Origin of the sequence: Marichromatium gracile (genome assembly GCF_004343155.1) — a bacterium.
Lineage (GTDB): Bacteria > Pseudomonadota > Gammaproteobacteria > Chromatiales > Chromatiaceae > Marichromatium > Marichromatium gracile.
Genome location: NZ_SMDC01000004.1, coordinates 91,657 through 103,691, shown reverse-complemented (window position 1 = coordinate 103,691; position 12,035 = coordinate 91,657). Strand labels below are relative to the sequence as shown.

The 12,035-nt window shown below is 72.3% G+C and carries 14 protein-coding genes and 4 tRNA genes; 8 read left to right on the top strand and 10 right to left on the bottom strand.

Features of this window, described 5'->3' with window-relative positions; translation table 11 throughout:
- Positions 1-17 precede the first annotated feature (17 nt).
- The 8 genes from EDC29_RS08085 to folD all read right to left on the bottom strand — a co-directional run bounded on the left by EDC29_RS08085 (position 18) and on the right by folD (position 7,001).
- Entirely contained in the window at positions 18-839 is an 822-nt protein-coding gene (locus EDC29_RS08085; RefSeq protein WP_207906548.1) for a substrate-binding domain-containing protein, read from the bottom strand.
- A gap of 17 nt (positions 840-856) precedes the next feature.
- The gene (locus tag EDC29_RS08080; RefSeq protein ID WP_132229339.1) at positions 857-1,687 is read right to left on the bottom strand and encodes an energy transducer TonB; all 831 of its coding nucleotides are present in this window, start codon (positions 1,685-1,687) and stop codon (positions 857-859) included.
- Positions 1,684-2,076 carry an ExbD/TolR family protein gene (locus EDC29_RS08075; RefSeq protein WP_132229337.1) on the bottom strand — a complete coding sequence of 131 codons (393 nt, stop codon included), beginning with the start codon at positions 2,074-2,076 and terminating at the stop codon, positions 1,684-1,686. Before EDC29_RS08075 ends, EDC29_RS08080 begins: the two co-directional genes overlap by 4 nt.
- Positions 2,076-2,723, bottom strand: a complete 648-nt coding sequence (locus EDC29_RS08070; protein WP_123143382.1) for a MotA/TolQ/ExbB proton channel family protein — start codon at positions 2,721-2,723, stop codon at positions 2,076-2,078. Before EDC29_RS08070 ends, EDC29_RS08075 begins: the two co-directional genes overlap by 1 nt.
- 17 nt (positions 2,724-2,740) lie before the next feature.
- On the bottom strand, positions 2,741-3,262 hold the full coding sequence (locus tag EDC29_RS08065) for a molybdopterin-dependent oxidoreductase (protein ID WP_123141489.1): 522 nt from the start codon (positions 3,260-3,262) through the stop codon (positions 2,741-2,743).
- Positions 3,263-3,288: 26 nt separating this feature from the next.
- A complete protein-coding gene (locus EDC29_RS08060) occupies positions 3,289-5,271 on the bottom strand; it encodes a TonB-dependent receptor plug domain-containing protein (RefSeq protein ID WP_132229335.1) in 1,983 nt (660 codons plus the stop codon).
- Between the two features lie 367 nt (positions 5,272-5,638).
- The gene (locus EDC29_RS08055) at positions 5,639-6,085 is read right to left on the bottom strand and encodes a PGPGW domain-containing protein (protein ID WP_123143380.1); all 447 of its coding nucleotides are present in this window, start codon (positions 6,083-6,085) and stop codon (positions 5,639-5,641) included.
- 58 nt (positions 6,086-6,143) lie between these two features.
- Positions 6,144-7,001 (bottom strand): bifunctional methylenetetrahydrofolate dehydrogenase/methenyltetrahydrofolate cyclohydrolase FolD, encoded by an 858-nt coding sequence (gene folD / locus EDC29_RS08050; protein ID WP_132229333.1) that lies wholly within the window; start codon positions 6,999-7,001, stop codon positions 6,144-6,146.
- 164 nt (positions 7,002-7,165) lie between these two features.
- Here folD and EDC29_RS08045 point away from each other — a divergent pair.
- The 4 genes from EDC29_RS08045 to EDC29_RS08030 all read left to right on the top strand — a co-directional run bounded on the left by EDC29_RS08045 (position 7,166) and on the right by EDC29_RS08030 (position 7,717).
- A tRNA-Pro gene (locus EDC29_RS08045) sits at positions 7,166-7,242 on the top strand.
- Positions 7,243-7,302: 60 nt separating this feature from the next.
- Positions 7,303-7,379 (top strand) — tRNA-Arg (locus tag EDC29_RS08040).
- A 121-nt stretch (positions 7,380-7,500) separates the two neighbouring features.
- Positions 7,501-7,576 (top strand) — tRNA-His (locus EDC29_RS08035).
- Positions 7,577-7,641: 65 nt separating this feature from the next.
- A tRNA-Lys gene (locus tag EDC29_RS08030) sits at positions 7,642-7,717 on the top strand.
- A 462-nt stretch (positions 7,718-8,179) separates the two neighbouring features.
- On the opposite strand, the gene EDC29_RS08025 is transcribed toward EDC29_RS08030, so the two are convergent.
- Positions 8,180-8,593 carry an FmdB family zinc ribbon protein gene (locus tag EDC29_RS08025; protein ID WP_132229331.1) on the bottom strand — a complete coding sequence of 138 codons (414 nt, stop codon included), beginning with the start codon at positions 8,591-8,593 and terminating at the stop codon, positions 8,180-8,182.
- Between the two features lie 133 nt (positions 8,594-8,726).
- On the bottom strand, positions 8,727-9,461 hold the full coding sequence (locus tag EDC29_RS08020) for an XRE family transcriptional regulator (protein WP_062276268.1): 735 nt from the start codon (positions 9,459-9,461) through the stop codon (positions 8,727-8,729).
- Between the two features lie 71 nt (positions 9,462-9,532).
- Between EDC29_RS08020 and EDC29_RS08015 the strand changes: the two genes are divergently transcribed.
- The 4 genes from EDC29_RS08015 to EDC29_RS08000 are packed head-to-tail and all read left to right on the top strand — an operon-like array spanning position 9,533 to position 11,928.
- The gene (locus EDC29_RS08015) at positions 9,533-9,814 is read left to right on the top strand and encodes a Cro/CI family transcriptional regulator (RefSeq protein ID WP_132229329.1); all 282 of its coding nucleotides are present in this window, start codon (positions 9,533-9,535) and stop codon (positions 9,812-9,814) included.
- Positions 9,811-10,773 (top strand): hypothetical protein, encoded by a 963-nt coding sequence (locus EDC29_RS08010; RefSeq protein ID WP_132229327.1) that lies wholly within the window; start codon positions 9,811-9,813, stop codon positions 10,771-10,773. Before EDC29_RS08015 ends, EDC29_RS08010 begins: the two co-directional genes overlap by 4 nt.
- Entirely contained in the window at positions 10,763-11,596 is an 834-nt protein-coding gene (locus EDC29_RS08005; protein WP_132229325.1) for a hypothetical protein, read from the top strand. The genes EDC29_RS08010 and EDC29_RS08005 overlap by 11 nt, the downstream gene beginning before the upstream one ends.
- A gap of 20 nt (positions 11,597-11,616) precedes the next feature.
- Entirely contained in the window at positions 11,617-11,928 is a 312-nt protein-coding gene (locus EDC29_RS08000; protein WP_062276259.1) for a Mor transcription activator family protein, read from the top strand.
- Positions 11,929-12,035 lie beyond the last annotated feature (107 nt).

The window sequence follows — 12,035 nt, the reverse complement described above, 5'->3', positions numbered from 1 at the left end:
TCCATGGTGTGCGCGCCTCAGTGGGGCGATGTCGGGTTGGGGTGGATCCAGGGGCCGTCGCGGTTGGCCGCGCGCAGCGCCGCCTGGCCCTCGGCGCCGAGCAGGTAGTCGGCGAGCCGGCGGGCGCGCGCGCGCCGCGCGTCATCGGCGGGGTGGGCCGGGCCGGGGAGGGCGAGGACGAAGTGCCGGCGCATCTGCGGATCGTCGTCGAGCAGCACGGCGAGCCCGGGGTGGGGGAGACGGCCGAAGGCCACCGGGATCTCGCCGGCGATCACATAGGCGCCGCGCGCGCCGGCGTCGATCAGCGCGCCGTGGCGCGTCTCGGCGCCGCTCGGGAGTTGCTGGCGCACCCCGGGGCGCAGTCCGCCGGCGCGCCACAGCCGCGCGGCGACGAGATAGCTGCCGGGGTCGCGGTAGCCGATCATCGGCGCGTCGGCGCGGGCGATGCGGCGCAGCGCCTCGATGCCGTCGGGCGCCTCGCGCACCCCCGCCGGATCGGCCTCGGGGCCGAGGATGACGTAGCGGTTGTGCGCCCAGGTGGTGAGCGGCGCGGCCAGCCCGCGCGCGACCAGGTCGAAGGCCGCCTCGCCGCCGTGGATCAGCAGCAGGTCGGCCTCGCCGCTGGCAAAGCGCGGCACCACCTGGTCCTTGGGTGCGGCGGCGACGGTGGCGATCGCCAGCCCGGTGGCCCGCTCGGCCCGTTCGGCCAGCGCCGGCCACACCCCGCACATCACCAGCCCGCCGACCACGGCGACCGGCACCGTCGGTGCGGGCGCGGCGTGCGTCTGGGTGGTGATCAGGGCGACCAGCAACAGGGTGAAGCGTGGCATGTGGTGCATCGGGATCTCCTCGCCTCTCAGTGGTTCAGGGTGAAGCGGACCGGGATGCGCACCCAGCTCGCCCGCGCGGCGCCGTCGACCCGCGCCGGGCGGAAGCGCCAGTGCGCGACCGTCTCGCGGGCGGCGCGGTCGAGGCTCTCGACCCCGGAGGAGTGGGCGAGGCGGATCTCCTCGGCGCGACCGTCGCGCCCGACCAGGACCTCAAGCGTCACCTCGCCGTGCTGGCCGAGCCTTCGCGCGCGCGCCGGGTAGGCCGGTCTGGGGGTGTGCAGATAGGCCACCGGCTGATCCGGGGTGGTCTGTGTCGCCCGGCCACCCGCGGCGCGCCCGGCGCCCGTCTCGCGCGCCGGCGCGGCGTCGCGCGTCGCCGGGGGCGCGGCGTGGCGTGGCCGTGACGGCGCGGGGGTCTCGGCGGGCGCCGATCGGGCGCTCGGGGTCGGCTCGGGCTTGGGTGGCGACGTCGGTCTCGGCGGCGATTTCGGTTCCGGTTCCGGCTCCGGCTTCGGCGTCGGTGCCGGGCGCGGCGTGGGTTGGGTGTCGGGTTGTGGTTGCGGCGCGGCGCGCGGCGCGGGGGCGGTGTTCGGTTCCGGTTCCGGTTCCGGTTCCGGCTCGGGCTCGGATTGCGGCTGCGGCGCCGCGGCCTGGGGCGGCTCGGGCCGCGCGTCCGCCGTCGGCGCGGGCGCGGCGGCGAGGCGCAGGCGTAGCGGGGTGTCCGCGGCGCGTTCGCCGCCCTCGGCCATCGGTACCCGCCCGGCGGCGAGCGCGAGCAGCGCGCCCTGGAGGACCAGGGCGAGGGTGCCGGCGAGCCACCAGGGCATCTCGGGCAAGCGCGGCGCGGGGGGAGTCATGCCCCGACCTCGCGGGTGGCCAGGGCGATGGCGGTGATCCCGGCGGCGCGACAGGCGTCCATCACCGCCACCAGGTCGGCGAGCGCGGCGGCGCCGGCGCCGGTGATGGTCACCTGGGTCCGCGGGCCCTTGTCGCGGAGCAGCGCGGTGAGCCGCTGGTGGTCGAGCGGCGCGCCGGCGACGCTGATCGCGCCGTTGCGGGCGAGCACGATCACCACGTCGGCGGGGTCGAGGCGGGTGGCGCTGGCGCTCGCCGGGAGCTGGCCGTCGAGCCCGCGCGCGGGGAGGGTCTCGAGGGTGGCGAGGATGAAGAAGGCGAGCAGGAAGAAGATGATGTCGATCATCGCCACCACCTCGATGCGCGCGCGCCGGCGGGGAGGATAGGCCATCAGCCCGCCCCCGCGCCGCACGCGGCGCCGGCGAAGCGGTTGACCAGCATCACCTTGATGACCTCGAGCTGGTGCCCGGCGCGGCGCGCGCGCTCGCCGAGGGCGTTGAAGGCGACCAGTCCGAGCACCGCGATCAGCAGCCCGGCGGCGGTGGCGACCAGCGCCTCGGCGACCCCGCCGGTGACCGCCTGGGCGCGCCCGCTGGCCTCGCCGCCGAGCGCGGCGAAGGCGTGGAACATGCCGACGATGGTGCCGAGCAGACCGAGCAGGGGGGCCAGGGTGACGGCGGTGTCGAGCACCCACAGGCGCCGATCGAGCTGTGGCTGGATGGCGAGGATGTGCTCGTCGAGCCGGGCGGCGAGGGCGCCGGCTGGCGCCGCCGTCTCCGGCGGCGTCAGCGCGCAGCGCAGCAGCGCGGCGTGGACGGCGTGGGGGCGGGCCTCGAGCAGCCCGGCGAGCCCGCCGCGATCGGCCGCGTCGAGCCCGGCGAGGGCGCGGGCGAGGCGCTCGCCGCGCCGATCGAGGCTGCGCAACGCCCAGCCGCGCTCCAGGCTCACCGCCAGGGTGAGGGTGAGCAGCAGCGCCAGCGGGTAGAGCAGGCCGCCGGTGTGCGCGGCGAGGCGCGCGAGGGTATCGAGCGATGGCATGGTGGGTCTCCGTCGCCTCAGCGCGCCAACTGGCGCACCTCGATGTGGTCGAGCCAGCGCACGTGGCGTGCGCCGGTCTGCTGGTCGGCGCTGGAGATCAGCGCGATGCGCCCCTCGGTGTCGTCGAGCGGTTGGCCGTCGTGTCGGAAGTACACCAGCACCTGCTCGCCGATCGGGGTGTTGAACAGCTCGCCCCAGGAGAACACCACCTGATAGCCGTCGCTGGCCCCGGCGGTGACGGCGAGGGTGCGCAGCCCGCGCGGGGTGTCGACCTTGGGGTGGGCGCGCGCGACCAGGTCGCGCAGCAGCACCCCCTCGAGGTGGTGCTTGTCGGCGATGTGCGCGCCGGTGTGGCAGATCACCGGCACCCGCTCGATGCGGTGCAGCGGCAGCTTGGCGAGGTCGGCGACGGTGAGCTGCTGTGGCTGCTCGACCGCGCCGTCGATCGCCAGACGGTGCGAGACGAATGGGTTGACGGCCTGCGCCGGGGCGGCGGCGAGGGCGAGCAGCAGGGCGATGAGACGGGGTGATGGGCGCATGGGGGAGTCCTCCGTGGGCGTTGGGGTCAGAATCGGTAGTTGGCCTCGACGAACCAGGTGCGCCCGGCGGCGGGGTAGCCGGCGCTCGGCGCGTAGTTGCTGTCGGCGAGGTTGCGCACCCCGGCGGCGAGCGTCACCGCGCTGGCGGGGTGCATGGCGAGCTTGAGGTCGAGGCTGGTGAAGGCGTCGAGGCGCTCGCTGTCGGAGCTCCAGCGCGCGCCTTCGTGACGCAGATAGAGCAGCGTCTCCCAGCGCTCGGCGGGGATGAAGCGGGCGTGGGCGGTGAGCTTGTGCGAGGGCACCCCGGTGAGGCGCTGGTCGGGGTCGCTGCGGTTGTCGCGGTCGATCAGGGTGAGGTGGGCGCCGAGCTGCCAGCGCGCGCCGAGGTCGGCGTTGGCGCCGAACTCCATCCCGAACACCTGGACCTCGCCGACGTTCTGCATCTGGTAGCGGTCGGGCTCGACGTCGTCGACGCGCTGGATCAGGTCGGTGATGCTGCTGGCGAACAGCGCCGCCTCGAGTTCGAGCCCCGGGCGCGGGCTGCCGCGATAGCCGAGTTCGTAGTTGAGGGCGTGCTCGGTGCGCAGGTCGGGGTTGGGGATGGCGGTGTCGAGGCGCAGCGAATAGCGGTCCTTGAGCGTAGGGAAGCGGCTCTTGCGCGCCACGGTGGCATAGAGCAGGTCGTCGCCGTCGGCGTCGAGCGACCAGAACAGCCCGGCCTGGGCGTCGGTGGCCGATTGCGCGTCGGGCAGCGCGACCGGGTCGCTGATCTTGTCGACGCGCAGCGGGCGCATGCGGTGGTGGGCGAGGCCGAGGGCGAGACGCAGCCGTGGGCCGAGGGTGATGCTGTCCTCGAGGCTGATCGAGTTCAGCGCGTCCTCGAAGGCCTCGGTGCGCTCGATGGTGTCGTCGGCGTGGTGGCGCTGGTGCTTGTGGTGCAGCGCCAGTTGCAATTGGTGGTGGTCGAGACGGGTGCTCTCGAGGGTGATGCTGCCGCCGAACACCCGGTCGTCGTAGATGCTGCGCCCGCTCGGGCCGAGGCTGCCGCGCCCGGAGGTCTTGCGGGTGGTGTAGCTGGCGTCGGTGTAGGCGTCGACGGCGTTGTCGTAGTCGTCGAGATAGAAGCGCAGGCGCAGTCGCTCGTGCTCGCCGAGCGCGGTGCGCGAGAGGAAGTAGACCCCCTCCTTGTCCCAATAGGGCCAGCGCCAGTAGCGCGCCGAGCGCGCGTCGGTCGACGGCGGTTGTCCCTTGGTGGCGTGCTGGCGGTAGTAGCTGATGGCGTACTCGTCGTCGCCCCGGGGTGTCCAGCCGAGCTTGAGCGAGAGGTGCGCGTCGCGCTGATCCGAGTTGTCGCGTCGTCCGCCGTCCTCGGTGGCGGTCGGCTGGAAGTCGTCGGAGAGCGGGAAGCCGTCGCTGTCGCGCCAACTCGCGCCGAACTGCAGGTACCACTGGCCCTGGTTGGTGCCGAGGTTGAGCGTGCCGGTACGGGTGTGGTCGGCGGCGAGACCGACGGAGAGATCGCCCTCGAGCGCCCGCTCGGGGCGGCGCGAGACCAGGTTGATGGCGCCGCCGAGGGTGTTGGCGCCATAGGCCATGGCGCTGAAGCCCTTGGCGACCTGGATTGCCGAGAGATCGGTGGTGGTGAAACGGCCGAGATCGAGATAGCCGTCATAGGGGACGGAGACCGGGATGCCGTCGATGAAGATCGGCACCTGACGGGCGTCGAAGCCGCGCAGGTCGAGGGTCTGCTCGTTGCGGCTGTTGGTGGTGACGCTCACCCCCGAGAGCAGGTCGAGGGCCTCGCCGAGGGTGTCGCGGTCGAAGCGGCGCAGGGTCTCGCTGGTCAGCACCGAGGCGACCTGGCCGCTGTCGAGCGCGCCGAGCGCCGGGGTCGGTGCGCTCACCGTGATGGTGCCCAGGGTGTAGACCTGCTCGGCGGGGGTGGCCTGGACGCCGAGGCCGAGGCCCAGCAGTCCGCCCAGGGAGAGGCGTTGCGTCCACGCGTTCACTGTCGTTCCTCCGGTCGGGGCGCCGGGGCGCCCGGGGATCAGGGCCGGGGAGGGTCGCTATATTCGTTGTTATATAACGCTAGACGTGGCCACCCCTCGGCTGCGGTCGTCGTGCGAGGGGCTTGAAGCAGGATCGGTGCCAACCATCGGGCATCGGCGGTCGATGAGGTGCTATCGCATTGTCTGGTAGGAGTTTTTGGGTGAGCGACAGGCGGCGTCGCGGCGCTCGACGAGGGAGCGTTATGTCGTTTTGTATACAACGCGCCGTACGCTGAGGGGCGTCGCGCGTGCGGCATGCCCCGGAATGGGGCGCGGATCGGGGGTGCCCGGACGGGAACGGGGACCGTGCCGGGCGGGGCGGGGCGGCTCAGCGCCCGGCGTGTTCGTCCGGGGCCGGTGGCAGCACCGGCGCCAGACCCCGGCTGCGGCGCAGCCAGTTGATCGCGCCGAGCAGCTGGGGGTTGGCCGCGAGCCGGCGCTCGAGCCGATACTTGCCGGGGAAGTCGAGGAGGATCAGCCCCATCAGCATGGTCAGCAACCCCTGGCCCGGCAGCACCAGCATCAGCAGGCCGCAGAGCAGCAGCAACGCGCCGCTGAGGTTCTTGACCAGGCGCAGCACGGCGTGGACCAGCGGGTGATGACGGCGCAGCCGGTCGGGGCGGTGCGCCGGGGCGGCGAAGTAATCGACCGGGATCAGCGCCACCAGGAAGGGCAGCGAGAGCAGCGAGAGCAGGAACACGGCGACGGACAGGCCGGCGACCCAGGCGCTCAGCGCCTGGTGGACCTCCACCCAGTGCAGTGCGGTTTCGATCATGGTGACAGGGATCCTGAACGGGCGCCGGACGCCGGGCGCGACGGCCCGGCGCGCGGCCTCAGCCGGCGGCGTGCAGCTCGGCGGCCTGGAGGGTGTTCTCGAGCAGGCTGGCGATGGTCATCGGACCGACCCCGCCGGGCACCGGGGTGATCCAGGCGGCGCGCTCGGCGCAACCGGCGAAGTCGACGTCGCCGACCAGCTTGCCCTCATCGGTGCGGTTGATGCCGACATCGATCACCGTCGCCCCCGCCTTGATCCACTCCCCCGGCACGAAGCCCGGCCGACCGACGGCGGCGACCACGATATCGGCCCCGCGCACCTTCTCGGCGAGGTCCTTGGTGCGGCTGTGACAGATGGTCACGGTGCAGCGCGCGGCGAGCAGCTCCAGGGCCATCGGCCGACCGACGATGTTCGACTGGCCGATCACCACCGCGTCGAGCCCGGCGAGCGACTGGCCGGTGCGCGCGAGCATGGTCATCACCCCCTTGGGCGTGCACGGACGCAGCAGCGGCATGCGCAGCACCAGGCGACCGACGTTATAGGGATGGAAGCCGTCGACGTCCTTGGTCGGCAGGATGCGCTCGGTCACCAGCGCCTCGTCGATCTGCTCGGGCAGCGGCAGCTGTACCAGGATGCCGTCGATGGTCGCATCGGCGTTGAGCCGGTCGATCAGCGCCAGCAACTCGTCCTGGGTGGTCGAGGCCGGCAGCTCGTGCAGCTCGGAGCGGAAGCCGACCTCGGTGCAGGCCTTGCGCTTGTTGCGGACATAGACCTGGGAGGCGGGGTTCTCGCCGACCAGCACCACCGCCAGGCCGGGGGCGCGCTGGCCGGCGGCGAGCAGGGCGTCGACCCGGGTCTTGATCTGCTGGCGGATGTCTGCGGCGATCGACTTGCCGTCGAGGAGTTGTGCGGTCATGGTCTTCCTAATGATACGGGGTCAATGGCGCATGATATCGTGCGCGACGGTGGCGATGGAATCCGTCGTCGGCGAATCGGACGATCATTGGTGCTTGACAGCGGGGAGGCGGCTGCGTAAATTAAGCGCTCTTCGATTTCGGGTCGAACTGATTCGATCGAAACCGGGGTATAGCGCAGTCTGGTAGCGCGCCTGCTTTGGGAGCAGGATGTCGGGGGTTCGAATCCCTCTACCCCGACCAAGGTCAGCCGCCAGGTCGCGAGCACGGACAGATGTCCTGCCCGCCGCTGCGCCGCCACGAGCGCCCGTAGCTCAGTCGGATAGAGCAACGGCCTTCTAAGCCGTGGGTCGCAGGTTCGAATCCTGCCGGGCGTGCCAATCGCAAGCCACGGCAACGAAGATCGGGCTTGGCGAAAAAAAGAGCTTGCATCTCTCCAAGGATTGGGTATAATGCACAGCTCATCGCATCGGCGATATCGACGAATGCGAAGTAGCTATGGTGGACGTAGCTCAGTTGGTAGAGCGCAGGATTGTGATTCCTGTGGTCGTGGGTTCGATCCCCATCGTCCACCCCAAATTAAAGAGTACGTAAGTTGACAAGGCAGCAAAAGTCCTTTAAGCTTAACGGCTCTAGAAAAACGGGCCGTTAGCTCAGCTGGTAGAGCAGTGGACTCTTAATCCATTGGTCCTAGGTTCGAATCCTAGACGGCCCACCAAATACGAGAAAGGCCCTCCGTTCGCGGAGGGCCTTTTTTATTGCCTGCGATTTCCAGTCGCCAGTCGCCAGTGGGCGTGCGCCGTTGGCGGTGGCGCGGGACCGCTGGGAGGGCGTGGGTGGCGATGGGTGCGGGTCGTGAACCGCAATGGCGCGAAGGGCGCGAAGAACACCGCCAGGCGTAGGCTGGGCAAAGCGCAGCGTGCCCAGCGGCCAGCGGCCAGCGGCCAGCGGCCAGCGGCCAGCGGCCAGGGCGATTGAACCGCAAAGCCGCGAAGCGCGCAAAGACATGGATGCGTGACGTCGGCATGGGGGCCATCGACGGCGGGTTGGCGCCGCCGCCAACGGTGCACGCCCGCTGGCGGCTGGCTGCTGGCGGCTTATTCCCCTTCGCGTCCTTCGCGCCTTCGTGGTTCAGTCTTTCCGGCTGTCGGCTTATCGCTCCCCAATCCCCCGGCGCACGCTAACCGGGTCGTCGCGCGAGGGTGTCGTGGAGGGCATGGCGGGTGGTGTCGAGGCGGCGTCCGAGGCGCGCGAGGTCCTGGTCGGTGAGGGTGTCGAGCGCGGGGGCGAGGGTGGCGAGCTGGTCGAGCAGGGTGGCGAGCGCGCGCTCGGCCCGGGCGCGACAGCCCGGGCAGCGTGTCCCCTCGCGCTGCCAGGGGAGGTACTCGAAGACCCGGTCGCAGTCGGTGCAGACGGCGGCGAGTACACCCGCGCCGAGGGCGTAGACGCGCAGCGTCGCCTCGTGCGTGTGCTCGACCTCGGTGGCGCGGGGGAAGCGCGCGCGCAGCGCGGCCTCGGTGGTGACGGTCTCGAGCAGGTCGCGGCGGTACTCGGCCTCGAGCGCGACCGGCGGGGCGGTGTGGGTATCGAGCATCGTCGGAGACTCCCTGACGGGCCGCGCGGGGCGGCGGATGGGAGCAAGTAAAGTTCGCTTTACTTTTGCGGTCAACAAGACTTGACGAGCGGCACGCGTCGACGTTGTCCGCGACGCCGCGCGTGCGCCAACCCTAGACCCCGCCGCCGCGCCACACCACCCGACCGATGACATGCACCTGGCCGTTCTGGTGCTCGGGCGGGATGATCTCGTCGGGATAGCGCCCGGCGTTGTCCGAGCGCAGGATCAGCGCCCCGTCGTAGCGTCGGAACAGCCGCTTGACCCGCAGTTCCTGACCGTAGCGGAGGGCGTAGACCCGCCCCTCGCGCACCCGGTCGCACTCGATGTCGGTATCGACCAGCAGCACGTCGCCGTCGCGGATCCCCGGCTCCATGCTGTCGCCCTTGGCGTAGACCACCACGGCGTTGCCGGGGCGCACCCCGGTCTGGCGCGCCCAGTCGGAGGTGAACGCGAGCGGCGGCGCCTCCTCCTCCTCGAACACCAGGTTGCCGTTGCCCGCCGAGAGGGCGACGCGTCGGCGCGGGATCAGCACGTACTGGCCCTCGGGCAGGTCGGCCGGATCGTCCCACACCACGATCGGGTGGACCAGCCCGGCGCAGCCGCCCGCCGTCGCCGGCTCGGCGCCCTCGCCGAGCAGCATCGGCCCCTCGCCGTGGAGCAGCCAGCGCGGGTTGACGCCGCGGCTGGCCTGGAGCGCGAGCAGCGCCTCCCAGTGGGGCTCGGTGAGCGCGCGCTCCCACTGCGAGACGGCCTGTTTCGAGACCCCGGCGAGCTGGCCGAGGGCGTGTTGGGTCAGGTTCAGCCGGTGGCGCAGGGCCTTGACCCGGTCGGCGATGGTCTGGTGCATGGCGTCAAGCTTACTTGACGAAAGGTCAACCTTTGTTGACTTTTTGTGTAAAGCGCTCTTTACTTCGCCCCATGATCACCAAGACAGCCCTCATCGCGGCGCTCGGCTCGCCGGCGGCGGTGGCCGCCGAGGCCGGCTGCAGCAGACAGGCGGTGGCGCAGTGGGGCGAGGTGGTGCCGCTGCGCAGCGCGGTGCGCATCGCCGCGCGCGGGCGCTGGTCGCTGCACCAGCTACGCCCCGACCTGTTCCCCGCCGCCACCCCGCCAGCGATCGCCAGGGAGGCGTCGATGACCCCGCAACCGACCAGACCCCGCCCCCATCACCCGCCGGCGCCCGCCCGGGGGCGGCGATGAGGGACTACGGCCGCATCCACACCCGCTTCTGGGAGCAACCCGAGATCACCGCGCTGAGCGTCGAGGCACGGCTGCTCGCCGTCTACCTGCTCAGCAGCCCGCACTCCAATCTGCTCGGCTGCTACCGCCTGCCCAACGGCTATGTCGCCGACGATCTGCGTCTCGACGACGCAGCGCTCGAGCGCGCCTTTGCCGAACTCGAGGGGCTGGGGTTGGTGCACCGCTGCGCCGTCACCGGCTGGCTGCTGCTGCCGAACTATCTCAAGTACAACCCGATCGACAACGGCAACCAGGCCAAGGCCGCGCTCAAGCTCATCGCCAAGGTGCCGCCGACGGCCACGCTGCTCGCGGCGCTGCGCGCGGCCATCCGCGCCCACGCCGGGCGTTATGCCGACACCCTGCTCGGCGCCGCGCGGCTTGCCACCGAGACGGCCGACGGGACGGGGCTCGACAAGGGTTCGGCAAAGGGTTCGGCAAAGGGTTCGGCAAAGGGTTCGGCAAAGGGTTCGGCAAAGGGTTCGGCAAAGGGTTCGGCAAAGGGTTCGCCCGACCCCCGCGCCAACCAGGAACAGGAGCAGCAACAGGACCAGCAACCGGAGCCGGAGCGGTCGCGCGCGGCGCGCCCGAACGCGCGCGGCGCGCGCCTGACCCTCACCCGGCTGCCGGCGGCGTGGCGCGCCTTCGCCGAGCAGACCCGCCCGGACCTCGACCCCGAGCACACCTGGGCGCAGTTTCGCGACTACTGGGTGGCCAAGCCGGGGCGCGAGGGGGTCAAGGCCGACTGGCTGGCGACCTGGCGCAACTGGGTGCGGCGCGAGGCGCCGCCCGGGAGCGCCAGGCGCGGTGGCAACGGCGGCGCGGCGCTCGCCGCGCGCAACCGCGCGGCGGTGGAGACCTGGCTGGGCGCGGCCGAGCCCGGCGGCGCGGTGATCGATGGGGCCTGTCACCATGAGGGCTGAGGAGCGCGGCGCCTTCGGCGAGCTGCTGATGGGGCTGCTCGAACTCTATGGCCGCTCGCTCACCCCGGCGGCCGCCGCGCTGTGGTGGGCGGCCTTCGAGGATCACCCGCTCGGCGCGGTGCGCGCGGCCTTCTCGCGTTATACCCAGGACCCCGAGCAGGGGCGCTACCCGCCGAGCCCGGCGGCGGTGCTCGGCTGTCTCGCGCGCGCTCCAGAGACGGTGCGCCCCGATGCCGACGAGGCCTGGGCGGTGGCGCTCGAGGCGCTCGACGAGCGGCGCACGGTGTGCACCAACGACGAGATCGAAGAGGCGATGACGGCCGCCCGGGTGGTCGCCGCCGGTGGCGACCGGATCGGCGCGCGGTTGGCCTTCCGGGCCGCCTACGAGCGCGTGGTGCGCTCGCGCCGCCAGGCCGGGCGCGCGCCCTGTTGGCGGCTCTCGCTCGGCTGGGACCGCGACGAGCGCGCCCGCGTCGCCGAGCAGGCGGTGCAGCGCGGCCTGCTCGAGCGCGCGCGCGTCGCTGTCCACCTGCCGCCGCCCGCGCCGCGCGGCGCGGCCGCCGCCGTCGCCGGGCTGCTCAGCGGTCGCGCCGAGGCCGCCACCGCGTGCGCCGACGACGCCGAGACCCGACAACGCCTGGCGACGCTGCGCGCGGCGATCGTCGCGGCCGGGCGCGCACCACCCCAGCCCGCACCGCGCGCCGAGCAGATCGCCGCGCGCCGCCGTGCGGCGCTCGCCGGGCTGGACCGATTGATGACGGGCGCGGGGCGAGGCGAGGGCAACCACGCGCCCCGACCCGCGCCGGAGGAGACACGAGGATGACACGACAGGGGGTACATTGGATGGAACTGGCCGATACCTTGGAAGGGCTGGCGCTACAGACCCTGGCGCCGCTGCTCGAGCGCGAGCAGGCGCTGCTCGCCGCCGAGCAGATCGCCATCGGGTTGCTCGAGCGCTACCGGGGCGCGCAGCTCTACGTCCACTCCGAGGCGGCGATCGCGCGCCGTCGCCGCGACCGCATGATCGTCGAACAACACGACGGCACCGTCGCCAGCGCCCGCGCTCTGGCCGCCTGCTACGACATCCACGAGATGCACGTCTACCGCATCATCGCCCGCGCCCAGGGCCGCGAACGCGCCGATCGGCGGCGGTAGCCGGGGGGCAGCGGCCAGCCGTCAGCCGCCAGTGGGTGTGTGCTGTTGGCGGTGGCGCGGGACCGCTGGGTGGGCGCGGGCGACGATGGGGGTGGGGTCGTGAACCG